Genomic DNA, 24,873 nt, shown 5'->3' on the forward strand with positions numbered 1-24,873 from the left:
TTAACGGGATTGACAAGATTTTATAGTTGATCCTGTTAATCTTGTCAATCCTGTCGAACGAAATAAAAAGCACTATCTTTGCGCCACGTTTTGGGTTTCTCCTTCGCCAGAAGAAGAATTAAAAGGGAACACCGGTGCGAATCCGGGGCTATTCCCGTAGCTGTAAGTTCTGATTACCAGCCTGTAACAAGAGAGCCACTGCCGTTGGGCGGGAAGGCGTTACCGGTAGAACAAGCCAGAAGACCTGCCTCAGACCAATTCATGATTCGAGCTTTCGGGTAAAAAGCCGGAGATGAAAGACAGAGTTGATTGGCGGGTTCAACGCTACATTCGCAAACGAGTGTCTGATTCGTTTGTCTTTTATTTCAGTTTCCGAAGCTCATTACTTAATCTCATTTCACCTGATTAATGATGAGCAAAATCATTACGTTAGTGTCAGCGGCTCTGGCCGTGTCGTCTCTGTCTGCATTGGCGCAGGACAGTTCTCCAACTCCTTCTCAGCCTGTTCAGCTGGATGCCGTAACGGTTACGGCCAACAAAATCGAGCAGAAATTGTCGCAAACCGGCAAGGTCGTTACGGTACTTTCGGATTCCGTGTTGCAGCGTTACGCGACGCAGTCTGTCAGCGAGTTATTATCGCGGCAGGCTGGTTTACAGGTTGTCGGATCAAACGGTCCCTTGGGTACCAACCCTGATATTTATTTGCGGGGCGCTTCGTCGGGTAATACGCTGATTTTGCTGGATGGATTACCCGTCTATGACCCATCAGGAACAGCCAATACGTTCGACCTCAACCTGCTGACCGTGGGCGAGTGCGACCGTATCGAGATTCTGCGGGGCGCTCAGTCGACCAGCTACGGGGCTGATGCGGTGGCAGGTGTTATCAATATTTTTACGAAGCGAAACAGCAATGCCGCCGGACGTAAGCCTGTTGGCGTAAATGCCACGGTTAACTACGGAACCTACAATACGTTCCGGGGAACGGTAGGGGTGAGCGGGCAAACCGACCGGTTGTCCTATAATGTGCAGTACACGCGCTTATCGTCGGCTGGTTTTTCGGCGGTAACCGATCCAACGGGAACCAATAATTTTGATAACGACGGTTATAAACAAAACGCATTATTGGCGAATCTGACGCTTCAGCTTACGTCGCGGTTGAGCTGGAAAGTGCAGGGGCTGACTACGGCCTACACCGCCGATATTGATAACGGAGCGTTTGCCGACGAGAAGGATTTTACGTATAAAAGTCAGTTCAAGCGGTTTGCAACGGGGTTTGCCTTTAAGCACGCACACGGGCAGCTGACACTCAATTATAGCATTGGCGACAGCCGCCGGACCTACAAAAATGACTCGACACGGGTTGAGCCCAATGCGTCAGAGATTTATTCATCTCAAAAGTATGGCGGTCTGGCGCATTTTGCCGAGTTATATCATAACCTGAAACTCGGGTCCTGGGGCGAATTACTGACAGGGGCTGACTATCGGCTCAGCAACACCGATCAGGAATATTTATCGATCAGTGCTTACGGGCCGTATCAGTCGCCACCGATTGGGGCCGACACGGCCAAAATTGGGCAGGTTGGCATTTATGCAACGGCTATACTGACGCCTTATCAGGGGCTTTCGGTTGAAGTGGGTGGCCGCTATAATCGTAACTCGTTGTATGGTAATGTATTCACCTACTCGTTCAATCCGTCGTATCTGATTGCTGATCGGCTGAAGGTTTTTGTCAACCTGTCGTCGGGATTCCGGGCGCCAACGCTTTATCAGCTGTTCTCGCCCTATGGCAACAAAGCACTGAAACCCGAACAAAGCTGGTCGACTGAAGTGGGGGCTCAACTGTTTAGCAAGAGCCGGAATGCCTGGGTTCGGGCCGTTTATTTTGATCGTTTGATCAAGGACGTAATTTTCTTCGAATCACTGAATAGTGCTCCTTATGGTCGCTACGTTAATTTCGACCGCCAGCACGATCAGGGCGTTGAACTGGAAGCGCAGGCCGAACTGAACAAACTGACCCTCTCCGGCAACATTACGTGGCTGACGGGCGAGGTAAAAACGAAAGTGGCTGGCCGCGATACGACCTACAACAACCTGTTCCGTCGGCCCAAAACGCAGATCAACGTGAGCGTAGGGTACCAGATTATCCCCCGGTTGTTTGTGTCAGCGACCTTGCGGTCAATCGGCGAACGGACCGACCGTTTTTACAACAGCGAAACGTTCAATACCGACAACGTAACGTTAGCCGCCTATTCGACGATCGATGTATATGCTGAAGGCCGAATAACACCTCAGCTACGTCTGTTTGCCGATGTTCGTAACCTGTTTAATGAAACGTATTACGATATTTACGGGTATAATACGCGTCGTCGGAATGCCAATGTTGGCTTACGATTTACGTGGTAATTAAGCAGGTATTTTTCTGACAGGATTAACAGGATTGACAAGATTTGCTGGCCTATCTGAATCCTGTCAATCCTGTCGAAAAAACATATCAGAAAAGTTACGCATTATGAAAGCTTGTTCCTTTTTGCCAGCGGCTACCCAGATGGTCTATGATATGGGCCTGCAACATCTTCTGCATGGTGTTACGTTCGAATGTCCTGAAGAGTCGCGTATGGAGAAAGAGATTCTGGTCCGGTGCGTGCTGGAAGGACACGATTATTCCAGTGAAGAGATTGACCGGATTTTTTCGGCGTCGAAAGCAGAGGGCCGAAGCCTGTATTACGTAGAAGAAGAGAAACTTCAGGCCATTGTGCCCGACGTAATTTTTACGCAGGATGTGTGCGAGGTTTGCCAGATCGACACCAAATGTACGCAGGCCGTACTGGATCGTTTGCCTACGATGCCTACTGTGGTGGCACTAACTCCACAGAGTTTGACGGATGTGTTCGACTCGGCCATTACCATTGCTACCGCCCTGGGCCACGAAGAAGCGGCTTATACGTATCTGCAAGGCTTACGGTCTCGGATCGATACGGTAATTGATCGCCTGCGTGCTGGACGGGTTCTGCCTAAACGCGTGATGGTGATGGAGTGGATGGGGCCGATTTATAACTGTGGGCATTGGATTCCTCATCAGATTGCGTATGCTGGTGGTATCGATATGCTGGGTAATCCATCCGGCGATAGTATCGTTACGGCCTGGGACAAAGTACGTCGCTACGATCCCGAAGTACTGGTGATTGCGCCCTGCGGATTCACCACCGAGCGAACCATTCAGGAATTGTCCCTGCTGGAAAAACAACCGGGCTGGTACGATCTGAAAGCGGTGACCGATGGGGCCGTGTACGTAGCAGACTACGATTTGTTTACGCAACCTTCAGCCGCTACGCTGGTCGATGGTATTGAGTTACTGGCCGCTTGTTTTCATCCCGATTTATTTGCGGTTCCCGCTACGTTAGAGTCAAAAGTTAACCGATTATATGGAGAAAAAGCAGGCGTATCTGCACCTGGTAACGGGCGGAGCGCGTAGTGGCAAAAGCCGATACGCGCAGGAACTGGCCCTGAGCTGGAGCGACAATCCGGTCTACGTAGCAACGGCTAAAGTTTGGGATGATGAGTTTGCGGAGCGCGTAGCACATCATCGGCAGGATCGCGGACCGGAGTGGACCGTATTGGAAGAAACGCATCAGGTGAGTTTGCTTCCTATTGCCGAACGGACTGTGATGATCGACTGCGTAACGCTCTGGTTAACCAACTTCTTCAGCGATACCAGGAGCGATGTCGCCGAGTCGCTACGTCTGTTTAAGCAGGAAATCGATACCTTACTGACCCTGCCCGGCCAATTCATCATCGTTACCAACGAACTGGGCATGGGACTTCATGCCGAAACGGCTGTCGGACGGGCGTTTACCGATTTGCAGGGATGGGCCAATCAATACGTAGCGAGCAAAGCCGATGCTGTTACATTGATGGTGAGTGGATTACCGTTAGCCGTTAAGACGCCGGTATTATGAACAAAGCGGTCATGAACTGGTCGGGTGGGAAAGATTCGGCGCTGGCTTTGTGGCGTGTGCTTCAGTCGGATGCTTATCAGGTGGAAACATTGCTGACCACGCTGAATGCGGCTAATCGGCGTATTTCCATGCATGGTGTTTCTGAAGCCTTGCTGGATGCCCAGGCTAACCGAATCGGGTTGCCCCAAACGAAACTCTATCTGCCCGAAGAGTCGTCTATGGTAGCGTATGAACAACGGATGAACGATACGCTGGAACCGCTGATTGAGGCCGGCGTGACGCACGCTATATTTGGGGACATTTTTCTGGAAGACCTGCGAGCCTGGCGAGAAAATCAGCTTGCCAGCCGAAACCTGACCGGCGTGTTTCCAATCTGGCAGATTCCGTCTTTGCAATTGCTGGAAGAGTTCTGGGAAGCGGGCTTCAAGACGGTGGTTGTCAGTGTCAACAGCCAGTATCTGGATAAGTCGTTTTGTGGACGCGTGCTCGATCGGGAGTTTGTTCGTGATTTGCCGGCCAACGTCGATCCGTGCGGAGAAAACGGCGAATTTCATACGTTCGTTTATCAGGCCCCCTACTTTGCCGAACCCATTGAGGTACAGGTGGCAGACATCGTTACCAAGACCTACGATTTCAAAACGGCCACTGGTGAGCAAGTTGTCTCAACCTATTATTTTACTGATTTGCAATTGCTTCAATAAGCAGGTGCTGGTTCTGTTACGAACAAAAAAGCCTTCAGGTAGGGTTTGTAGCGAATAAATCGGTTCTTTGCTGAATAAAATGAGATTGATTGTAGGTTGCATGACAATTAGTAATCGTTTACTCAGCGGTATCTGCATTGGGTTAGTGTCATTTATTACCGGGGCTTGTCGGGTCGAAGATGCGCCACCTATGCCGTATGGGGCAGGGGCCTATGTAGTAAACGCGGGTTTGCCCGGTGGAAATAATGGGTCTATTTCGTTCTGGAGCCGCGATTCGAGCCGGGTGTCGACAGATATATTTAACGCGGCTAACGGTCGCTCGCTGGCCGGTACGGTTCGTGATTATACCGAAATTGACGGAAAGGGCGTGATTCTGGTCGACAACAACGCCATTGGGCAGGATCGGGTCGAAATTGTGGAGGCCGGAACATTTAAATCAATCGCAACCTTTCAGGCTCCCGATGTTGAAAACCCCCGTCAGGTTATCTATGCCGGTCCCAATAAGGTCTACATCAGTTGTTGGGATACAACCAACGTGGGTGGAGTGACCTATCCGAAGGCGGGTTATATTCTGGTGTTAAGCCTGGGATCGAGAACGGTGTTGAAAAAGATCCCCGTTGCCAAAGCACCCGAGCAACTGGTGCTTATCGATCGAGAGGTATTTGTCGGCAGTATTGGTGGTGAGCGCGTTTTGACTGTCATCAACGCTGATACCGATGAAGTTGTACAGCCGGGACTTGATGCGGGTGTCAATTCGAATCCGATTGGCCTGGATTTTAACGGCAAGCTATGGGCCTATACCTCGTCGACCAATGAAATGGTACGTATTAGTCCGACCAATAAACTGGTTGAAACCAGAATTAAAGTTGGAGACGGTACCAAAAGGCCAACTGCCATTACGCTCAGTGCCGATAAAAAACTGATCTACTTCGTGAATGCCTACACCGACCGACAGGCGGGCGAAACGTATCGATTCTCGATCAACGATACCGAAATTCTGGCAACGGTTCCGTTTATCCGGCGGTATTTTGCGGGTTTAGGCAGTGACTTGGGTGTTCCTGGCACCGATAAAGGCCGGGCGCTGCTTTATGCCGCTACTCCATCGGTTACGAATCAGCCGGGCTATGTGCTACGTTACCAGCCTAACGGCGCACTGGTCGATTCGATCCGGGCCGATATAGCTCCCATGCGCTTCTATTTCAAATAATACGTTGTATTTACAGTTCCAGGGTTTCCATTCGTAAGCGTGATTCTTCCAGATCAAGCTCATAGAGAATGGTCCGTAACACTTCGTCGTCGTGGTTGCCTTTGTGTCGCCAGCGAGTAGCTAATTGGCGCTCTACTTCAATAATTTCCAGTTGAATACGTAGCGTTTCGCGTATTTCCGATTCATTGACCCGCGATCTGCGTCCGTCCTGATGCACGCGAAGTCGGTCGATACGGGTTTCGTATTTCTTTTTCAATAAGGCCAGCGCTTCGTCGGAAATGTCATCGCTTAGTGAATAATTCGCTTCCAGGTGTTCGATGGCCAGGCTGGCCAACTGGATACGTAATTTAATTTCGTCCTGTTTGCCCTGCTGATCGGGCTGGATGTTTAGCCACCGGATCAGGTACGGTAAAATGATGCCCTGAAGTACTAACGTAGTGAAAATAACACAGTACGTAAAGAAGATAATCAGATCGCGTTGAGGAAAGGGTTCACCATTATGAAGTCGTAAGGGTAAGGCCAGCGCCACCGCCAGCGAGAGTACACCCCGCATACCCGTCCAGCCAATTATGGTAACGAGTTTTTGATCGAAAAGCGGATGGTTCTCCTTTTTTGATGAAAATAAACGGGGGAGATAGCTGGCCGGAAATACCCACAGGAATCGGGCTAAAATAACGGCTATACTAATCAAAGCGCCGTAGCCAATCAGGGCAATAGGCGAGTAAGCGGACGTAGTGAGCAGAATCCGGCGTAATTGCAGGCCCATCAGCACGAACACAATACTGTTCAGCATGAACGTCACTACGCTCCAGACGTTAATGGTTTGCAGATGCGCCTGACGCGACAGAAACTCGGAGGAACGTAGCGTTAGAAAGAGTCCGGAGGTGAGTACGGCCAATACACCCGATACATGCATTTCTTCAGCGATGAGGTAGCCCACAAACGGAGTTAGCAAGGTGAGTGTGGTTTCAACAACGGGCGTATCGTCGGTTAGCTGATGGATTCGCTTGACAACCCAGGCCAGACATAATCCAATAAGTATGCCGCCTGAAACGACCAGAAAAAATTCTTCTCCGGCTTCCAGTATCATAAACTGCCCCGTTGTGACGGCCGCTACAGCGTATCGATAGACAATCAGGCCGGTTGCATCGTTGACCAGACTTTCTGCTTCCAGAATGACCATAACCCGCCGTGGCAATCCCATCTGTTTGATAATAGATGTACCGGCAATTGGGTCGGTAGTGGATACCGTAGCACCCATCACGAAGGCCAGCGGCCATGAAAAACCAGGTACAAACGTATGGGTTGCCCAGGCCACAATCAGCGTCGAGAATAGTACTAAACCGAATGCCAGCAGTAATATAGGTCGGAAGTTGGCTTTGAAATCCGCCCAGGAGGTATTCCAGGCTGCCGAAAAAATGAGTGCAGGCAGAAAAATAAGAATAACAATATCGGGCTTAAGATCGACCGAAGGCAGACCCGGTATCAGGCTAATGGCAATACCGGCCAGGACCAGCACAATAGGTGAGGCAACGCGTACGCGTTCGGCCAGGGCTGCCAGGGCCGTGATACTAGCTAGCAGGGTAATAACTAACGCAACACTACTCATACTCAAAACAACCGCGTAGCCAGTCCGTGTGTTTAGCGCTGACGGTCGCATCACCAATGCCCAGAGCGAATTCAGTGCAGAATGAGGATATTAAGGCCTTTTTTAGCTTTTAGGCTTATAGTCGTTCCTAGTTGTCGGAATAATGAATAATTTGCCATTTGAGGGCGTATATTTTTTAGCGTCAGCGTACGTTCTACATCTGGAAAACTCTCTTACAATCACTTTTACCTACCTATCTATCTATGAAACGTAGAGAAGCCATACAGCAAGCAGCCCTGATGATGGGGGGCTTGTTGTCGGCACCCACGCTGGCAGGCGCAATGGGACGTATCACCAACACGGGGCCTAGTGTCAGTGTGTCGGCAGAACAGGAAGCCCTGCTTGCCGAAGTTGCCGATGTAATTATCCCAACCACCACGACGCCGGGAGCCAAAGCGGCTGGTGCCGAAAAATTCATTGTGCGTGTCATGCGTGATTGTTATCCTAAAAGTGACCAGGAGAGCTTCTACGCTGGACTAGCTAAGCTGGATACCACTAGTAAAACCAAGTTTGGTAAAGGATTCATGGAGTTAGACGCAGCCCAGAAAAACGAAATCGTCAAGCAGAGTATGACTGACGATAAACCGTTTTTCCTGCGCATGAAAGAGCTGACAACAACCGGCTACTTTACGTCAGAAATTGGCGCCACCAAAGCGCTTGAATACCTACCTGTTCCGGGTCAGTTTAATGGTTGTATGCCCATGAAACCCGGCCAGAAAACCTGGGCTCTATAAATAGTCTACAGTTTTCAGTTTATAGTTTTCAGTAGCAGACGCGTCAGCAGTTCTCTTGCGTCAGCCACTGAAAACCGAAAACTGAAAACTATAAACTGAAAAACTCCTTCAGAAAATGAATCTCAATATTGATGCAATAAAAGAAATGACCTACGATGCCATTGTGATTGGCTCGGGGGTAACGGGTGGCTGGGCATCCAAAGAACTGACCGAAAAAGGGCTAAAGGTCCTGATGCTCGAAAAAGGCCACCAGCTCGAACACGTAACGGGCTATGAGTACGCCATGAAAGATCCGTGGCAGACCAAATATAACGGTCGGCTCACTATGGAGCAGAAGGAAACGCACCCCAAACTGATGCGCGATTATCCCTACAATGAGATGACCGAAACGTATTGGATGAAAGATATCGATTCGAACTATAAAGAAGTAAAGCGATTCGACTGGTATCGGCCTAATATTGTTGGGGGTAAATCGATCATGTGGGGGCGTCAGTCGTATCGCCTGAGCGACATCGATTTCGAAGCCAATGCCAGGGAAGGTATTGCGGTCGACTGGCCGATCCGCTATAAAGACGTAGCGCCCTGGTATTCGTACGTAGAGAAAGTAGTCGGTATTTCGGGCGAAGCACTCAACCTGCCGCAGCTTCCCGACAGCGAATTCCTGCCACCCATGGAAATGTACTGTGTTGAGAAGGAAGTGCGTAAACGCATCGAGAAAAACTTCCCTGGCCGTACCATGACCATCGGTCGCGTAGCCAACCTGTCCAAAGCGGCTCAGGCGCAACTGGGCATCGGCCGGGCTCCGTGTCAGTATCGGAACAAATGTTCGCTGGGTTGCCCATACGGTGCGTACTTCAGCACCCAATCCTGTACGTTGCCTTATGCCGCCAAAACTGGTCGCCTGACGCTACGTCCTGATTCGGTGGTGACGGAAATTATCTACGACGAAAATCAGAAGCGGGCAACCGGCGTTCGGGTGATCGATGCCGTTACGTTACAGGCTCGCGAATATTTCGCCAAAGTGATCTTCGTCTGCGGCAGCGCCCTGGGGTCGACGGCTATTATGCTTAACTCGAAATCGAACCGCTTCCCGAACGGGATCGGTAATGATTCGGAGCAACTGGGACATAACCTGATGGATCACCACTTCCGGATCGGTGCATCGGGCGATTGGGAAGGCGACCTGGACAAATATTATATCGGTCGGCGTGCCAATGGTATCTACGTACCGCGTTACCGCAACATTGGCAACGACAAGCGCGATTATGTGCGTGGGTTTGGTTATCAGGGTGGCGGCAGCCGTCAGAACTGGCAACGTAACATCGCTGAATTAAGCTTTGGAGCTGACTACAAAGAAGAACTGACCAAGCCGGGTCCGTGGACTATGGGACTGGGTGGTTTCGGCGAAACGCTGCCTTACTACGAGAACCGGATGTATCTCGACAAAAACGAGAAAGATAAGTGGGGAATGCCACTGGTCGTTTTTGATGCTGAGCTGAAAGAAAACGAGAAGAAAATGCGCGTCGATATGATGAACGACGCCAAAGAAATGCTCGAATCGGCCGGGGTTAAAAACGTAAAAGCGTATGATCGCGGCTCGTATCTGGGTATGGCTATCCACGAAATGGGAACCGCTCGGATGGGTCGCGACCCGAAAACGTCGGTGCTGAATGGTAACAACCAGATGCACGGAGTTAAGAACGTATTTGTTACGGACGGAGCCTGCATGGTGTCGGCATCGTGCGTGAATCCGTCCTTAACATACATGGCGCTGACGGCGCGTGCGGCTGACTTTGCCGTGAAAGAAATGAAGCGTAAGAGTATCTAAGTAGTTTTCGTTATCTAGTGTAGAGGTGCCATCTGATTTTGTCAGATGGCACTTACTGTATTCTGATGGGTGAGTAGCGATTCAAACCGTTTGTCTGGTAGGCTAAGCAGGATTAATCAGCTACTGAACAAATCATGACAAATTTGGCAGAAGACGGGTATAAATGCCCTAAATAAACCCTTTAACAGAGGTTAGTGTGTCACTAAAATCTATTGTCCAAACTTTCGTCTATTCTACCTATGAGCCCTATTCGTTCGGTTAAGCGCTCTTTGCTTTCTCGTCGAGCTATAGCCCTTTCCGCAGCCGGATTGCTAATTGGTGGTAGTTTTGTCGGGGCCTATCAGAATCGTAATCTGAATGCTGCTTCGCAAAAATACTTGGCCAGCTTGTTCGCGCGTCTTAGTAACGACGATAAACATGATCCAAAATATGCCGTCGGAAGCCTGAACGTAGCACCAGGGCTGGAGGCTACGCTTTTTGCGGCTGAGCCCATGCTTAGTAACCCAACGGATATCGATGTCGATGCCAAAGGACGGGTCTGGGTTTGCGAAGCCTATAACTATCGACCCGCCATCAATGGAAACCCGACCCGCAAGGAGGGCGACCGGATTGTAATTCTGGAAGATCAGAATGGCGATGGAAAAGCGGACGTAACCAAAGTATTTTATCAGGACCCCAGTATTGAGTCGCCACTAGGTATCTGGGTGCAGGGAAATAAAGTTATCGTGTCGGATAGCCCAAACGTTTGGGTATTAACGGACGAAAACGGCGACGATAAAGCCGATAAGAAAGAACTTCTGTTTACGGGCATCGGCGGTGAGCAGCACGATCATGGCATGCACACGTTTGTGTTCGGGCCGGATGGAAAGTGGTATTTCAATTTCGGAAACGAAGGAAAGCAGTTGCTGGATAAAGATGGCAAACCGGTTATCGATATAGCCACTGGCAAGACTATCGATAAACAGAATTTTAAGCAGGGAATGGTCTTTCGCTGCGACCCCGACGGGAAAAACGTTGAAATGCTGGGCCAGAATTTCCGGAATAATTACGAAGTGGCGGTCGATTCGTACGGTACGCTCTGGCAGTCGGACAACGATGACGATGGCAACAAAGGCGTTCGGATCAACTACGTAATGGAGTACGGCAACTATGGGTATACCGACGAAATGACGGGTGCTGGCTGGCAGGCTAACCGCGATAATGTCGAGCCCGAAATTCCACGCCGTCACTGGCATTTGAACGATCCGGGCGTCGTGCCTAACCTGCTGCAGACAGGGGCCGGTTCGCCAACGGGTATCATTGTCTACGAAGGTAAATTACTCCCCGACGTATTCCGAAATCAGGTTATTCACTGCGATGCCGGTCCTAACGTAGTACGGGCTTATCCGGTACAGAAAGATGGTGCGGGCTACAAAGCTCAGATCGTAAACGTACTGGAAGGGGCGCGTGACCAGTGGTTCCGCCCAGCCGATATTTGCGTAGCGCCCGATGGTTCGCTTATCATTGCCGACTGGTACGATCCAGGCGTAGGCGGTCACCAGGCTGGCGACCAGAATCGTGGCCGTATCTACCGCGTAGCACCAGCGAATTCGCCCTATACCATGCCTAAAGTGGACGTATCGACCGTTGAGGGAGCCATCGAAGCGTTGCAAAGCCCGAATATGTCGATCCGGTACGCGGGCTGGCAAAAGCTTCGTGAGTTCGACAAAAAAGCGGAAAAGCCGCTGGCGAAACTCTACAAATCGTCGGATAACCCCAGAATGCAGGCTCGGGCCTTATGGTTGCTGAGTAAGCTCGACAAAGGAAATAAATACGTAGAATCAGCCTTGAAGAGCGCTAACCCCGATCTGCGTATCACGGCGCTACGGGCGGCCCGTCAACTAAAAGTCGATATTATTCCGTACGTAAAACAGCTGGTTAATGACCAGGACCCGCAGGTGCGTCGCGAATGCGCTATTGCGCTACGTCGTAGTACATCGCCTGAAGCGCCTGCTTTATGGGCGCAGTTGGCCAGCCAATACGATGGTACTGATCGCTGGTATCTGGAAGCGCTCGGAATTGGCGCAGATGGCAACTGGGATACGTATTATACGGCTTGGTTAAAGCAACAGGGCCAGGACCCACTGGCTAACGCTGCTGGTCGGGATATTGTCTGGCGGGCACGTACGAAGGAATCGGTGCCGTTACTTGCCAAACTGGCGGGTGATCAGGGAGCTGACCTGAACCAACGGCTACGCTATTTCCGCGCTTTTGATTTTAACCCCGGAGCCAATGAAAAATCGGCAGCGTTATTGGGTATTTTACAAACAAACAGTGGCTCTGTCGACGTAACAAAACTGGCGCTTCGGCATTTAGATCCTGCTTTCGTGAAAAATTCGCCAGTGGCGACTACCGCTCTGAACAAACTCCTGAGCGATGTATACGGAACGCCGGAATACATTGAGCTGGTCACGCGCTATGAGCCTGTTTCCGAAAACACACGACTGAGTCAGTTAGCGCTGGCTAAGTACAATGAAGGCATAGGGCGCGATGCCGCCCGGCAATTGCTGAAGCAACAAGGCGCTTCACTCGTCTGGGCGATAGTCAACGGGCAGAATCCCGATCAGGCAACGCAAATGATTGGGGCTTTACAACGAGTTGGCAATAAAGAGTCGCTGGACATTCTGAAGAGCGTAGCACTCGATGAGAAACGTTCGGCCCCGTTACGTATGGCCGCTACTCGTTCACTTGGTGGTAGTATGGATGGTGCTGATATGGTCATTACGTTGCTAAAATCAGGTGATATTAAAGGTGACTTCAAAAAGGCAGCCGCGCAGGGAGTTAGTGGCGACTGGCGTAAGAACGTTCGACAGCAGGCCGCTAATTTTCTGGATGGTGGTCAAAGCTCGGGTGGCCAAAAACTGCCAAGTATGAATGAGCTTCTGGCGATGAATGGCGAAGCTACCAAAGGCGTCTTAGTCTTTAAAAACAACTGCGCTATTTGCCATCAGGTCAATGGAGAAGGCATGGATTTTGGTCCCAAACTGTCGGAAATTGGTTCTAAACTTCCCAAAGAAGGGCAATATCTGGCTATTTTGCATCCCGACGCGGGTATCAGTTTCGGATTTGAAGGGTGGGAAGTAAAATTCAAAGATGGCAGTACCATGTCGGGGATTGTTTCCAGCAAAACCGAAACCGATCTACAAATGAAATTTCCGGGTGGTGCCGTGCAGAACTACAAAATGGCCGATGTCGTATCCATGAAACAAATGGACGCGTCTATGATGCCATCGGGTCTCCAGGAAGCCATGAGTACCCAGGAACTAGTTGATTTAGTCGCCTATTTAACGAGCTTAAAAAAACAATAACAACCGGGATTTATGGGATTTAACTGACCGACTTTGATTTAATTTTTCGCTTCTTTGAAGCGCTCTAATCAATACAAAATCAAAGTCGGTCAGTTAAATCCCGTAAATCCCGGTTCTGACCACTATGCAACGACGCAATTTTGTAAAATCGACAGTTGGGCTTGCAGGAGCCGCCGTTTCTGGAGAATCGCTAACGAACAACTGGCACTCGCAGCCGAATTTCCTGGCGAAGAATAGTTTCAAACTCAAATACGCTCCTCATTTCGGAATGTTTGAAAACAGTGCGGGCAAAGACCTGATCGACCAGCTTAAGTTTATGGCCGATATGGGATTTACGGCACTGGAAGACAACGGCATGATGGGCCGCGACCCGGCTACCCAAACCAAAATCGGTGAGGAAATGGCGAAGCTGGGTATGACTATGGGCGTATTCGTACTCGATAAAGGTGGAAATTCGCAGAATACGCTAGCCGCTGGGAAGCAGGAATACATCGATATCTTTCTCAATGGTTGTCGGAAGGCCGTAGAAACGGCGAAGCGGGTCAATGCTAAATTTACGACCGTGGTTCCGGGTGATTTTGAACGGAATTTGCCGATTGGCATTCAAACTGGCCACGTGATTGATGCGCTACGTAGAGGGGCCGATATTCTGGCTCCGGCTGGCCTGACTATGGTACTGGAGCCGCTCAGCGATACGCCTAATCTGTTCTTACGGACATCCGACCAGACCTACGAAATATGCCGCGCCGTGAATAGTCCTTCCTGCAAAATTCTGTTCGATATTTATCATATGCAGAAAAATGAAGGACACATTATTCCGCACATCAACTGGTGCTGGAGCGAGATCGGGTATTTCCAGATTGGCGACAATCCTGGTCGTAATGAACCGACTACTGGCGAAATTAACTACAAAAACATATTTAAGTACCTCTACCAAAAGCAGAAGGAAGCCGGAAAGGAATTCATCTTTGGCATGGAGCACGGCAAATCGCAGAAGGGTAAAGAAGGCGAAGTGGCGCTAATCAAAGCATACGTAGAGTCAGACAGCTTTACGGTGTAGTAGTACAGGAATGTAAAAGAAAACCCCGGCAAAACACACTGGTTTTGTCGGGGGTTAACGTAGTAAAATGTCCCTTCATGGGTTACTAGCCGGTTGATCTGGCTTACAGAACGACAACCGAATTTTCTTCACCCGAAATGCCACTGGCTACGTACTTATCAGCGGCCCAATCATTTGCCCAGGTTGTGCCATCAAGAACGTAGCGATATTGATATTCGCTACCTACTGGCAGTTCAACCGTTGTTTTGTACGAACCATCCTTCTGCTTTTTCAGAATCTGGGTAGTAGTGTCCCAGCTGTTGAATTCACCGGCCAGGGCGACCGTTTTTGCACCGTTGACAGCTTCAGCCGGTAACTCAAACGTTACTTTTGCAATAGGCTTGCTTTTGAGGAATTGTTTGGCAACCGCCATAGTGGTTCATTATTTGGTTTGCGACACAAAATTATATTGAAAAAAAAGTAATATCATAGTTATCAACTCTTTATAGGATAATATTCTTCGAAAAGTTACAATCGATATACTTACCTTTATAGTCCGCTCTAAAAATTGTCCAATTTATAAGGGCTAACTAATTGTATTTATCAAAGGCCTGTTGAGTAATATTTCTAATCGAAGTTAATCGGTCGTCGTATATACCTCCAACAAGTGTATACGGCAACCGTCGCTTGTCAAGCTCGTGTCGGAACAGTGACAGCATTTCGGCGCGTCGGTCGCCCTGATCGCGTATTTCGTCGGCAATCCAGGGAATATCAATGTCTAGCAGGATATACGTATCATACTGAATTTGCTGCTCTAATTCATACAACTCAGGAGGAACCGTTTGTACATACAGGTTCGAATAAATCTGAGTTGTGATAACATCCGTATCGCAGAAAAGTACACGATTGGCCATCCGTTCGGCCGTTAAAACTGCTTCTGTTTGTGCCTTCCCAATTCGAATAAAATCATCGACGACGAAATGGTTGGAATGAATTAGGCTACGGGCCATTTCAGGAACGAAATTAGTCTGAAACTCCTCGGCCAATTGTTGCGATAAGGTGGTTTTTCCTACACTTTCGGGCCCATAGAGACATATTTTCTTGACAAAATACGGCTTTACTACGTCGGGTATATACGCCCAGTATCGAAAGGGCTTCTGTCGAATTAACGTAGCCGATACAGGAATGATCTGTCGATCCGGATCAAACGGAACGTGCCGCAAACCAGAATGATACGCTAAAGGGGTTGCATACGATTCGGACGAAAAAAAGACACTGACGGTTGGGAAACGACGCTTTATAAAATTGGCCCATAGCTTAGTCGCTTCCCATAACGGGAGCGATGGATCATGAAAATCGTCGGGCTCGGCAACTACTTCAATATTGGGAAAAGGCGATAACAATTCCACCAACCAGCGAAGACGAAGGTCTGGCGATATGACATCATCGGGCGTAACCGTCATGGAAACGATCAGATGATCGCATTGCTTTTGAGCAAAGTCGATGAGGGCCAGGTGCCCTTTATGTACGGGTAAAAACTTGCCGAAAACTAGCCCTGTTGTCATCGTGAAATAGTCTAAAGCGTCCGGTTCGTTTTTATCATAACACGAAACTACTTGACAACTTCTGCTACAGGCTTATAATTCTGGTATTCCCGCGTCCAGTGCCAGGCTCCTATAGCCGCTACTACGCAGAAGACAGCATACTCGATTCCCACCAGTTTAACGCCTTTAACGAAATACATGTAGGTCAGAATCACATCAACAATAAGCCAGACGTACCAGCATTCCACTCGCTTCTCGATCATCAGGAACGTAGCCATAATGCTCATCACCGTCGTGAATGAATCCAGATAGGGAAACGCACTGGGTTTGCTGAAAAGTACCGGAAACCATTCGTGCAGATTGCTGGCAAAAGTGCCTAACAGAATGGTAGCCAGTACGCCGGAAAGCGTCCAGATAACCAGTTGTCGGGTTGGAATTCGGCTGATGCGAAGTTCCTGATTCGTGTCTGCTTCATTTTGTTTCGGGTGGGTCCATCGCCACCAGCCCTGTAGATTGGTGATGAAGAAAAACACCTGCAAAAACATATCAGGATAGAGCTGAATCTGATAAAACAGAAAAAAAAACAGGAAAACACTCACCGCTCCGATGGGCCAGCTCCAGATATTGGCACGGGCCGATAGCCATACAGCAACAGCGCCGGTACTGGCTCCAAAGAATTCGAGATAACTCATTGGGTAATCCCAGAGCGTGAAGAAAATCGTGTTGATGTCGAAAAAATCGGGCATGAATGAAAGTAATCGGCAGCAGATTTTAGCTTTACTAGCACGAAAGTACACATTAACCACGTATCTGATAATCCTGCCTATGCAACGTATTGCCATGCTTGGAGGAGGCTTTATTGGCCGCTTCTATGCCGATTCGATCCACGGCCAGCGCAGCCGCGACAAGGTTGTGGCTATTTATGCCCGTCGGGAAGAAACGGCCAAAAAATTCGCGGCTGATTATGGCTGTGATTTCGCATCGACCGATATGGAAGAAGTGATTGCCCATCCTGATGTCGATATGGTTTGTATTGCCTTACCGAACAACATTCACGAAACTGCTGTCAACCTGTGTGCCAAACACAAGAAATCAGTCGTATGTACGAAACCATTGGGACGTAACGCAGAAGAAGCGCTTCGGATGATGCAAACGGTTGAGGAGGCTGGCATTTTTGCCGGTTACCTTGAGGATTTGTGCTACACTCCCAAATTTCTGAAAGCGCTGGAAAGCGTTAAAAATGGCGCTTTGGGTCGGATACTCTGGGCGAAGTCGCGGGAAACGCACCCTGGTCCACACTCCGACTGGTTTTGGGATAAAGAACAGGCTGGTGGTGGCTGTATGCTCGATCTGGGTTGCCATTGCGTGGAAATTTCCCGCAACTTCATCGGCAAAGACATTAAACCGGTTGAGGTAATGTGCTGGGCGGCTACCCAGGTGAAACCCATCGATGCCGAAGACCATGCCATTGCCCTCGTTAAATACGAAAATGGCGCCATTGGCCAGTTTGAAGTAAGCTGGACGTTCCGGGGCGGAATGGACCTGCGCGATGAAGTAATGGGAACTGAAGGAACGATCTGGATCAATAATTTCCTTCGTACTGGTTTTGAGATGTTCACTACTGGGAAAGGAGCTGACTACGTAGCGGAGAAAGCCGAATCAACATCGGGCTGGTTGTTTCCGGTGGGCGATGAGGTAAATGATCTGGGCTATAATCACATGTTTACGGACATGTTTTCGGCGCAGGAACAAGGCCGCGAACCAGCCGAAACCTTCTACGACGGATACGTAGTGAATGCGGTGCTGGACGCGGCTTATCGGTCGGCCGAAACCAAGCAGTGGGAGAAAGTGAATTTACCCGTATGGCGTGGTCAGGAGGGCGTAACGCAGCAAACAACGCTGGTCGATTATGACGAGCATTATTATCTGATCAAAGAAGAGGTGACCCACGATGGGCGTCATAAAGTAATTTTAAAAGACAAACAAACCGGTAAAATCAGCGAGCGCGATATCGTGTAATTACTGGTTTTTTGACAGGATTAACAGGATTAACAGGATAAAAAGTACACCAATAATCTGGTAAATCCTGTTAATCCTGTCAAAAAAACTAACCACAAACAAATCGAATTGGGCTATATTGGCTTCGTAATCCGTTGAGTTACGCACTCACGGCTCATCGTTGTCGAAACAATAATCAAGTAAACGGAATGTGGTTAGAGTCGAAAAAGATTGTAGTGATTGGTGGTACAACGGGGATGGGTTTGTCGGCCGCGATGGCATTCGTCCGTGAAGGCGCGCAGGTTGTTGTGGTTGGACGAAACCCGGAGAGCTGTGCCGTAGCTGAAAACCAATTGGATGGCAACGGTCTGGCCATGTCTGGTGATGCATCGGACCCGCAAACAGCCGTAAAAGCCATAGCGCTCTGTCAGCAGATTTTTGGTGATTTCAATGGGCTGTATCACGTAGCGGGTGGGAGCGGACGGCGCTTTGGCGATGGTCCCCTTCATGACATTACGTTAGAGGGATGGCAGTACACAGTTAACCTTAACCTTACCTCATTGATGCTGTCGAATCAGGCTGCTGTTCGGGCATTCAGAGCACAGGGAAATGGAGGGACTATCCTGAATATGGGTTCAGTACTGGGCTCCAGCCCATCGCCAGCCTATTTTGCTACGCATGGATATGCCGCCGTAAAATCAGCTGTTATTGGGTTTACCAAATCAGTAGCCGCCTATTACGCCAACGATAATATCCGGGTTAACGTACTGGCGCCCGCCCTGGTCGAAACCCCGATGTCGCAGCGGGCTACCACCGACGCGACCATTATGGCTTTTGCCAGAACAAAACAGCCGCTGGATGGTGGACGTATTGGCCAACCGAAAGATCTGGATGGGGCTGCGGTTTATTTTATGTCTGACTATTCGGCCTTTACAACGGGACAGATTATCACGGTCGATGGTGGCTGGAGTGTCAGTGAAGGCCAGCTATAAACGGTGATTTTCAACATACATACGTATGTATCAATACGTCAATGAAGCCTTGCCAAGCCAATGAACGCCATCGGAATTGATCTTGGAGGTACCTGGATTAAGGGCGTGCTCATGCAGGTAGAAACCGGCGATATGATAAAGCAGCTTTATCATCCTACCAACGGCGATAAAGACTGGAAACAGGCGGTTGCCGAAACGGTGTCGGAGTTACGTAACGTAGCGTCTGATCCCGTTTCGGCAATTGGTCTGTCGGCACCTGGTTTACCCAATGTAACGAATCAATATATAGCGTTTATGCCCGGTCGGTTGAGCGGGCTGGAAGGCTTCCATTGGGGGCATTTTCTGGGAAGTTCTGTTCATATTGTTAACGATGCTCATGCTGCCTTACTAGCCGAAAGTCGCTTTGGCGCGGCCAAAGGCTACAAAAACGTCGTCATGCTAACGTTGGGAACAGGTGTTGGCGGAGGTGTTTTGATCAACGGCCAGCTTTATCAAGGCAATTTTCAGAAAGCAGGCCACGTTGGCCACATTGCTGTGGGCGACGAAGGCGAACGCGACATTACCGGCATGCCGGGCAGTCTGGAAGATGCGATTGGCAATGCTTCGGTCGAGAAGCGATCGCTGGGGCGTTTCAGTTCTACGTATCAACTGCTCGAAGCCTACAAACAGGGCGATTATTTTGCGCAGTGGCTCTGGTTATCCTCTGTTCGTAAACTAGCCATTGGCATCAGTTCGCTGATCAATTGTTTTTCGCCGGATGTGGTGGTGCTGGGTGGGGGAATCGCCCAGGCCGAAGACGATTTGCTACGTCCATTGACTGATTTTATGACTCTGTATGAATGGCGGCCCGGTGGCTACGTAACGCCTATCAAACTAGCTCAGTTTGGCGATATGGCAGGAGCCATCGGAGCTGCCAGCTTCGCTATTTCGTCAGAACCGGGATTTAGCTGATTTTAGGATGAAACAGATTTTGTTTTCGCTTCTTCGAAGTGCTTTGTTAATGAATAAAATCTGCTTTATCCTCAAATCGGCTAAATCCCGGTTCTGACATAATCCTTTATGACCTTGATCCAGACTTATTTACAGAAGTGCCGTCAGATTATCGATACGGTAGAAGAACAAACTCCTCAAATTCAACAGGCAGCCCGGTGGTTTGCCGATACGATTCTGGCTGGCCGAATGGTGCATGTGTTCGGATCGGGACACAGCCGAATTATGGTGGAAGAGATGTGGCCACGGTATGGCTCTTTTCCTGGTTTCAACCCAATCGTTGAGCTTTCTCTGACGTTCCATAATCTTGTGGTTGGGGCTAATGGACAGCGACAGGCTATGTTTCTGGAGAACGTATCGGGCCTGGCTGACCGTATCCTACGTAACTACGCATTGTCTGATCAGGATTGTGCACTGGTTATTTCGTCGTCGGGCTGTAACGTAGTGCCGATCGAAATGGCCGAATTATTTCAGCAGCAGGGCGTAAAAGTCGTTGCGCTGATTACCAAAGAGCATTCCGGAAAAAGTGCCAGCAAACGTACTGATGGCAAAAAACTCGGCGATTTCGCTGATTTGATCCTGGATACGGGTGCGCCCGTTGGCGATGCTATGGTCAGTGTTCCGGGGCTGGAAACGCCTGTCGCGCCGGGTAGTACGGTCGGTGGCGCTATGCTTATTAACAGCATCAAAGCTGAGGTCGCTCAGCTGCTTACAGAAGCCGGTCGGCCTCCCAAGGTGCTGACTGCAGGTGTGTTAGTTGGTGCCGAGCGTGCGACCGAATTATTTGAATCGGCCTACGACGAACACGCCCATCGACTGGCGAAATTATATGAGCAGGTCGGCGTGCCGAGTTACGTTAGCCAACCGAACGATAGAGAACCATGATTGAGACCGAACGTCTGACCATTATTCCACTGACGCTTGAGCAGGTTCGAGTGCACATAGCCGATCGGTATCGATTAGAAGAGTCGTTAGGATTAAAAAAAGGGCATCGCGAAGTGGTAGAGCCCTTGTTGAGCATAATCCGGTATTTTACGATTCCCCGTCTGCAGGATGGTTCAAACGATCCGCTCTATCACACGATGTGGCTGGCCATTGATCGTCAGAAACAACAGTTTGTTGCGGAAGCCAAATTTAAAGGCGAGCCCGACGAAACTGGTACCGTTGAGATCGGCTATGGTACGTATCCCGCTTTGCGTCGACATGGGTATATGAGCGAAATGGTAAGTGGTCTGGTCAGTTGGGTAATTCAACAGCCTGGCGTGTATCGGGTGGTGGCCGATACCGAAACTGAAAACGTAGCGTCGCAACGGGTGCTGGAAAAAAATAGATTTCGCTTGTTTGATCGGGTAGAAGATATGTTATGGTGGGAGTATACACCATAAGCGTATAGCTCCAACTAGGGTAAGCCATCCGGTATGGCAGAAAATCAACGAATCGTGTGAAAAAATAAAAAAGCTTCCGATCTTACGTTCGTATTTTTAGTCATATTATTCGTTGAAAAATGCAGCCTGTTCCTATTAAAACTACGGTTGTTGGCTCCATGCCGTTTCCGGGCTGGCTTGAATTTGCCAGTCAGCATCTTGCGCAGTTTGGCCCTGCCGATATTTCTGAAATGATTGAGGATGCGGTTACTACGTCTGTTCATGATCAGGTAGCTGCGGGGCTGGATGTGATAAGCGACGGCGAGCAAACTCGTTTCGACTTCAATCTGTCATTTTACGGATATATTTCCGGTATACAGAACAACGACACAGAACTTCGACGGTTTGGTCCACCTGCCCACGATCAGCGTGGTAAACACAACATCGTTGAACTACTAACTGCACCAAAAGGATTGGGCGTCGTAGAAGAGTACTTACGGCTAAAACGATTAGCGCCCGAAGGGCAGGGATTAAAAGTGTCGATTCCGGGACCTTATACGCTCAGTGGCCGGTTGTTGCCGGGCAGTTTGTATACAGATCGATGGGACGTAACAGAGGCCCTATTGCCGATTGTCAGCAAGGAAATTGCGGATTTGGTGGCTCTTGGTGTCCCCGAAATTTGCGTAGACGAACCCTCCATGTCGTGCTACGCCTATAAAGAGGATACGAAACGCTTCGTCGATATTTTTAACCGGACTGTTGCGCCCGGCGTCGGTAAAACACGGCTATCCATGCATCTCTGTTTCGGGAATTACAAAGGTCGTTCGGTTGGCAAAAAGACCATCGCACCGATGTTGCCCGATTTTCTCGATATGAACGTCGATGAGTTACATTCGGAAATGACCATCCTGAATTTCTCGGAAGTGAACTTACTGGAGCGGTTTGCCGAGAAGTTCGACGTAGCCGTTGGCGTGATCGATGTAAAAAGCTATTACATCGAAACGCCGGACGACGTAGCGGAGCGTATCCGAAAATGCCTGCCTTACGTGCCCGCTGAGAAACTGGCTGTTGCGCCCGATTGTGGACTAAGTCAGACCGCACGCTGGGCGGCTAAACAAAAGCTGGCCAACATGGTAGCGGGTGCAAAAAAAGTACGTAACGAACTGTAATCGTTTACGGTAATTCGTTACGTAGTTCGTCGGTAATCTGACAACGTTCACTGGTCAGTTTATCGACGTTTTCTTCTAGTAATAGTCTCGTTCGGGCCTTGTCAAAACCTTCGCTGTAGGCAGCGCGGAGGTGTTTACGCTCCATAGCTTCCAGAAAGCGCCGAACATCGTCGGTTGTTTCCAGAAGAAGCGGTGGTACTTCGGTGGGTCGGTCGTCATCGTCTTTAGCAACCATCGTAAAGTAACTGGTATTGGTGTGTTTCACGGTTCCGAATTTGACGTTTTCGGCAATAACCTTGATACCAACAACGAGCGATGTTCGCCCTACGTAATTGACGGAAGCCAATAGAGAAACCAGTTCCCCGACCTCTACAGGTTGTTTGAAGTTAACCCCGTCGACGGAAACCGTAACGCAGTATTGACCAGCGTGCTTGGCGGCACAGGCATACGCTACTTTATCCATTAATGACAGTAAAATACCTCCGTGGATTTTGCCGCCAAAATTGGCATACGAAGGGATCATTAACTCCGTAAGGGTTGTGCGTGAATGGCTAACAGGCTTGGCAGTCATAGTAAATGGTTTTGGTGGATCGACAGACGCAACGCTACGTCGGTTTCTGTAAAGGTATATGCTCTGGATGTATCGAACGTATGATCACTACGTTCTGGGGGCATAATAAATGATGCAGACGCCAACAAGCGCAATCAGAGCTCCCAGAATATCATACTTATCAGGTCGGAAGCCATCTACGTACCACGCCCAAAGTAACGACATCCCAATAAAGATTCCGCCATACGTAGCGTAAACCCGACCAAAGCCCGCTGGCTGGAACGTAGCAACTACGCCATAGGCTGCGAGAATAATACCACCCAGAATTCCATACCAGAGCGGTTTATCGGCCTTCATCCACAACCAAACCAGATAGCCTCCGCCAATTTCGCATAAACCTGCTAAAATGAAGACCAGTAATGATTTACCAACGGTTTCGAGCATTATAAACATCGAATTAGTGACTGTATATCGTTGAAAATAAAGCAGAAAAGAAGCGGTAATCGCCGTAAACTTACCGTCGAAAAGCACATCAATTATACGTTTCCTTTTGCTACTTCAGTTGTTGGCGCAACCAAGCTCTGACGGGTTCATCGTACCACCTTAGACTGGCATAAGCCAACACGATTGCTCCTGAGAAGGTAAGTAGGGCATAGGGCCAGGCCTGCGCTAATGTGATTCCCTTGTGATTGCTGACCCAGGCTACGTAAAAATAAACGAGTACGTAATGGGTCATATACAAGGGATAGGAAAGATTGCCGAGAAACTGACAGATTTTTTCTTCCGTCTTGCTACGTACCACCCCACTGGCACCGACATAGACGATCAATGGAAAGACAATGATGATGCAAAACGCTTCGTACAAACCATTCATCCAGAGCTGTTCGGCACCACCTATTCTTGGCATCAGCAAAACAAGCGCAACCAGCAGGCTACACCACAAGAACGCGTTTTTGATAGCCATTGGCCGCGCAACCCGCGATAAGAACAAGCCCGCAAAAAATGGGAATATTGTACGGGTGATCCCAATGCGCATATGTTCGACATTGAGCGTCCACCCACCAGTAACGTCTCCGTTGGGGTTTGTAACCGCAAAATGCAGCAGCACAGCACCGGCTAACGCGACAAAGCAAGCCAAGGCTGTATTCGATAGTTTCCGTAGACCCAGCGCGTAAAGAATATTCGCTATATACTCGAAAAACAGGGACCAGCCAACGCTGTTGAGCGGATGCATTTCCTGCCAGCCGCGTATATCCATCGACAGGGGGACGGGTAAAATCGTCCATCCGATTAGCATAACAACCATCAGCTTCCAGACTGGTACGGTATGAATAAGCGGCCATATCGGGGAGTCGGTAAAGTAAAAGCCTAGTGCGCCCAACGTCATGCCTAACACAACGAGAGGTTGCAGTCGCTCGAACCGGCGCCGAAGAAAGCTGCCGATGGTTAGTTTATCCCATCGGTCGTCGTAGGCATACCCAATAACAAAGCCGGAAAGGAGAAAGAAAAAATCAACCGCCAGGTAACCGTGGTTGACAACATTGTCGAGGTGACTGGTGGCAAGCGGTTCGGTCAGATGAAAGAATACTACGATGATAGCGGCTACCCCCCGGAGTCCATCTAATAGCTGGTAATGTGGCTTCGTAGCAAGTTCGTTATTGTTCATTAACAGGAAATTTGTACCAACTTAGGATAGCGTTTACGTATAACCTATCCTAATTCTTACGAGAGCGATACAGTGAGCGTATGTCTACTACTAAGGCGGCTACTGGTACGCAATCTACTCGTAGAGGGCAGAGGCTCGCG

22 protein-coding genes and 1 riboswitch are annotated in these 24,873 nt (G+C 49.3%); of the genes, 15 read left to right on the plus strand and 7 right to left on the minus strand.

The features are described 5' to 3' along the window. The first annotated feature begins 75 nt into the window (after positions 1-75). Positions 76-266: riboswitch (cobalamin riboswitch) on the plus strand. A gap of 142 nt (positions 267-408) precedes the next feature. The 5 genes from GK108_RS06650 to GK108_RS06670 all read left to right on the plus strand — a co-directional run bounded on the left by GK108_RS06650 (position 409) and on the right by GK108_RS06670 (position 5,864). Then, positions 409-2,403 carry a TonB-dependent receptor plug domain-containing protein gene (locus GK108_RS06650; protein WP_163944720.1) on the plus strand — a complete coding sequence of 665 codons (1,995 nt, stop codon included), beginning with the start codon at positions 409-411 and terminating at the stop codon, positions 2,401-2,403. A gap of 106 nt (positions 2,404-2,509) precedes the next feature. Then, positions 2,510-3,472: an ABC transporter substrate-binding protein gene (locus tag GK108_RS06655; protein WP_163944723.1), complete on the plus strand. Its 963-nt coding sequence runs from the start codon at positions 2,510-2,512 to the stop codon at positions 3,470-3,472. Beyond that, positions 3,423-3,956, plus strand: coding sequence for a bifunctional adenosylcobinamide kinase/adenosylcobinamide-phosphate guanylyltransferase (cobU, locus tag GK108_RS06660; RefSeq protein WP_163944726.1), 534 nt, complete (start codon positions 3,423-3,425; stop codon positions 3,954-3,956). The genes GK108_RS06655 and cobU overlap by 50 nt, the downstream gene beginning before the upstream one ends. Further along, positions 3,953-4,657 (plus strand): Dph6-related ATP pyrophosphatase, encoded by a 705-nt coding sequence (locus GK108_RS06665; RefSeq protein WP_246224734.1) that lies wholly within the window; start codon positions 3,953-3,955, stop codon positions 4,655-4,657. Before cobU ends, GK108_RS06665 begins: the two co-directional genes overlap by 4 nt. 100 nt (positions 4,658-4,757) lie before the next feature. After that, positions 4,758-5,864 carry a YncE family protein gene (locus tag GK108_RS06670; RefSeq protein WP_163944729.1) on the plus strand — a complete coding sequence of 369 codons (1,107 nt, stop codon included), beginning with the start codon at positions 4,758-4,760 and terminating at the stop codon, positions 5,862-5,864. A gap of 10 nt (positions 5,865-5,874) precedes the next feature. Here GK108_RS06670 and GK108_RS06675 read toward each other — a convergent pair whose 3' ends face one another. Further along, positions 5,875-7,473, minus strand: a complete 1,599-nt coding sequence (locus tag GK108_RS06675) for a Na+/H+ antiporter (RefSeq protein ID WP_163944733.1) — start codon at positions 7,471-7,473, stop codon at positions 5,875-5,877. Between the two features lie 242 nt (positions 7,474-7,715). Between GK108_RS06675 and GK108_RS06680 the strand changes: the two genes are divergently transcribed. The 4 genes from GK108_RS06680 (at position 7,716) to GK108_RS06695 (ending at position 14,481) form a co-directional block, all read left to right on the plus strand. Further along, a complete protein-coding gene (locus GK108_RS06680; RefSeq protein ID WP_163944736.1) occupies positions 7,716-8,246 on the plus strand; it encodes a gluconate 2-dehydrogenase subunit 3 family protein in 531 nt (176 codons plus the stop codon). A 115-nt stretch (positions 8,247-8,361) separates the two neighbouring features. Beyond that, positions 8,362-10,074 carry a GMC oxidoreductase gene (locus GK108_RS06685; RefSeq protein WP_163944739.1) on the plus strand — a complete coding sequence of 571 codons (1,713 nt, stop codon included), beginning with the start codon at positions 8,362-8,364 and terminating at the stop codon, positions 10,072-10,074. 239 nt (positions 10,075-10,313) lie between these two features. Next, positions 10,314-13,421 (plus strand): PVC-type heme-binding CxxCH protein, encoded by a 3,108-nt coding sequence (locus tag GK108_RS06690; RefSeq protein WP_163944741.1) that lies wholly within the window; start codon positions 10,314-10,316, stop codon positions 13,419-13,421. 124 nt (positions 13,422-13,545) lie between these two features. Then, complete coding sequence (locus tag GK108_RS06695) at positions 13,546-14,481, plus strand: hydroxypyruvate isomerase family protein (protein WP_163944744.1); 936 nt, start codon at positions 13,546-13,548, stop codon at positions 14,479-14,481. Positions 14,482-14,584: 103 nt separating this feature from the next. Here GK108_RS06695 and GK108_RS06700 read toward each other — a convergent pair whose 3' ends face one another. The 3 genes from GK108_RS06700 to pnuC form a co-directional block, all read right to left on the minus strand. Continuing rightward, on the minus strand, positions 14,585-14,893 hold the full coding sequence (locus GK108_RS06700; RefSeq protein ID WP_163944746.1) for an isoamylase early set domain-containing protein: 309 nt from the start codon (positions 14,891-14,893) through the stop codon (positions 14,585-14,587). A gap of 157 nt (positions 14,894-15,050) precedes the next feature. Next, positions 15,051-16,025, minus strand: a complete 975-nt coding sequence (locus GK108_RS06705; protein ID WP_163944751.1) for an AAA family ATPase — start codon at positions 16,023-16,025, stop codon at positions 15,051-15,053. A gap of 47 nt (positions 16,026-16,072) precedes the next feature. Further along, positions 16,073-16,750: a nicotinamide riboside transporter PnuC gene (gene pnuC / locus GK108_RS06710; RefSeq protein ID WP_163944754.1), complete on the minus strand. Its 678-nt coding sequence runs from the start codon at positions 16,748-16,750 to the stop codon at positions 16,073-16,075. A gap of 79 nt (positions 16,751-16,829) precedes the next feature. On the opposite strand from pnuC, the gene GK108_RS06715 reads away from it, so the two are divergent. The 6 genes from GK108_RS06715 to GK108_RS06740 all read left to right on the plus strand — a co-directional run bounded on the left by GK108_RS06715 (position 16,830) and on the right by GK108_RS06740 (position 22,517). Continuing rightward, positions 16,830-18,023, plus strand: coding sequence for a Gfo/Idh/MocA family protein (locus GK108_RS06715; protein WP_163944757.1), 1,194 nt, complete (start codon positions 16,830-16,832; stop codon positions 18,021-18,023). Positions 18,024-18,211: 188 nt separating this feature from the next. Beyond that, complete coding sequence (locus GK108_RS06720) at positions 18,212-18,994, plus strand: SDR family NAD(P)-dependent oxidoreductase (RefSeq protein WP_163944760.1); 783 nt, start codon at positions 18,212-18,214, stop codon at positions 18,992-18,994. Positions 18,995-19,054: 60 nt separating this feature from the next. Beyond that, positions 19,055-19,945 (plus strand): ROK family protein, encoded by an 891-nt coding sequence (locus GK108_RS06725; protein ID WP_163944763.1) that lies wholly within the window; start codon positions 19,055-19,057, stop codon positions 19,943-19,945. A 108-nt stretch (positions 19,946-20,053) separates the two neighbouring features. After that, the gene (locus GK108_RS06730; protein ID WP_163944766.1) at positions 20,054-20,869 is read left to right on the plus strand and encodes a sugar isomerase domain-containing protein; all 816 of its coding nucleotides are present in this window, start codon (positions 20,054-20,056) and stop codon (positions 20,867-20,869) included. Further along, positions 20,866-21,369, plus strand: coding sequence for a GNAT family N-acetyltransferase (locus tag GK108_RS06735; protein WP_163944769.1), 504 nt, complete (start codon positions 20,866-20,868; stop codon positions 21,367-21,369). The genes GK108_RS06730 and GK108_RS06735 overlap by 4 nt, the downstream gene beginning before the upstream one ends. 119 nt (positions 21,370-21,488) lie before the next feature. Further along, entirely contained in the window at positions 21,489-22,517 is a 1,029-nt protein-coding gene (locus tag GK108_RS06740; protein ID WP_163944772.1) for a methionine synthase, read from the plus strand. Positions 22,518-22,521: 4 nt separating this feature from the next. On the opposite strand, the gene GK108_RS06745 is transcribed toward GK108_RS06740, so the two are convergent. The 3 genes from GK108_RS06745 to GK108_RS06755 form a co-directional block, all read right to left on the minus strand. Beyond that, on the minus strand, positions 22,522-23,088 hold the full coding sequence (locus tag GK108_RS06745) for an acyl-CoA thioesterase (RefSeq protein ID WP_163944776.1): 567 nt from the start codon (positions 23,086-23,088) through the stop codon (positions 22,522-22,524). A gap of 87 nt (positions 23,089-23,175) precedes the next feature. After that, the gene (locus GK108_RS06750) at positions 23,176-23,511 is read right to left on the minus strand and encodes a YnfA family protein (protein WP_212592746.1); all 336 of its coding nucleotides are present in this window, start codon (positions 23,509-23,511) and stop codon (positions 23,176-23,178) included. Between the two features lie 109 nt (positions 23,512-23,620). Next, positions 23,621-24,733 (minus strand): acyltransferase family protein, encoded by a 1,113-nt coding sequence (locus GK108_RS06755; RefSeq protein ID WP_163944779.1) that lies wholly within the window; start codon positions 24,731-24,733, stop codon positions 23,621-23,623. Positions 24,734-24,873: the final 140 nt, after the last annotated feature.

It is taken from the genome of Spirosoma terrae (genome assembly GCF_010435915.1).
Lineage (GTDB): Bacteria > Bacteroidota > Bacteroidia > Cytophagales > Spirosomataceae > Spirosoma > Spirosoma terrae.